General features: G+C 75.3%; 2 protein-coding genes. Both read right to left on the bottom strand.

Translation table 11 applies throughout. The features are described 5' to 3' along the window. A partial coding sequence (locus AC2W7A_RS12925; RefSeq protein ID WP_485991679.1) for a hypothetical protein occupies positions 1–197 on the bottom strand: 197 nt, incomplete at its 3' end. Next, on the bottom strand, positions 194–873 hold a 680-nt coding region (locus tag AC2W7A_RS12920; protein WP_485991678.1), incomplete at its 5' end, for a dihydropteroate synthase. The genes AC2W7A_RS12920 and AC2W7A_RS12925, both read right to left, overlap by 4 nt.

Raw genomic sequence — 873 nt, 5'->3', positions numbered from 1 at the left:
GCTCTTACGGGCTCGGTTAGGTGCTCGCGGCGCGCGCGCGCGGGGCCTCCCGGGGGCGATGCCCGCGGTGGGCGGGCCGGTCGGGCGGAGGCGGTGCGTCCGTCGTCGGACAGGACACGGACCGAGGCCGGCGCGCTGTAGAGCGCCAGCAGCTCCTCGTCCGTCAGGGCGTCCCCGGACGCATCCAAGGCCTTCATGCGCGCCCCTCCCAGTCCTCGTCCGCGGTCACGGCGCTGCGGTCCGGTTCCGCGTTGACCTCGCCGGTGTTGTGCAGGGCCAGGGCGGGTTCGCGCCAGCCGGCGAGGCACTCGACCATGCGGGCCGCGTCCACGGAGGGGCGGACCTGGTGCATGCGCAGGATCCGGGCGCCGCCGGCCACGCAGGCCACCGCGGCCGCCAGGGACCCGGCGAGGCGCTGGGACTTGGGCCGGTCCAGGGACTCGCCCACGAAGTCCTTGTTGGACACGGCGGCGAGGACCGGGAAGCCGAGGTCGGCGATCTCGTCCAGGCGGCGGGTGAGTTCCAGGGAGTGGACGGTGGTCTTGTTCAGGTCGTGGCCCGGGTCCACGATGATCCGCTCCGGCGCCACGCCCAGCGACACGGCGTGGTCCACCGTGCGCAGCAGGTGGTCGCGGACCTCGGCCACCACGTCGTCGTACTGCGGGCGGGGGACCACGGTGCGCGGTCCGGTCCGGTGGGCCAGGGAGTGGGTGACCACCAGGTGCGCTCCGTGCTCGGCCGTGATCCGGCCCAGGTCCGGGTAGTAGAGGCCCGAGGTGTCGTTGACCACGTCCGCGCCGGGCCTCGAGCGGCCGCCGCCGCGACGGCCGGCTGGAAGGTGTCCGCCGAGACGATCGCCCGGGCCGCCTCGGC

It is taken from the genome of Micrococcus sp. LASM2_SD2, from assembly GCF_057364565.1.
Note: the sequence above shows the minus strand (reverse complement) of the source record. Positions and strands in the feature narration are given on the sequence as shown.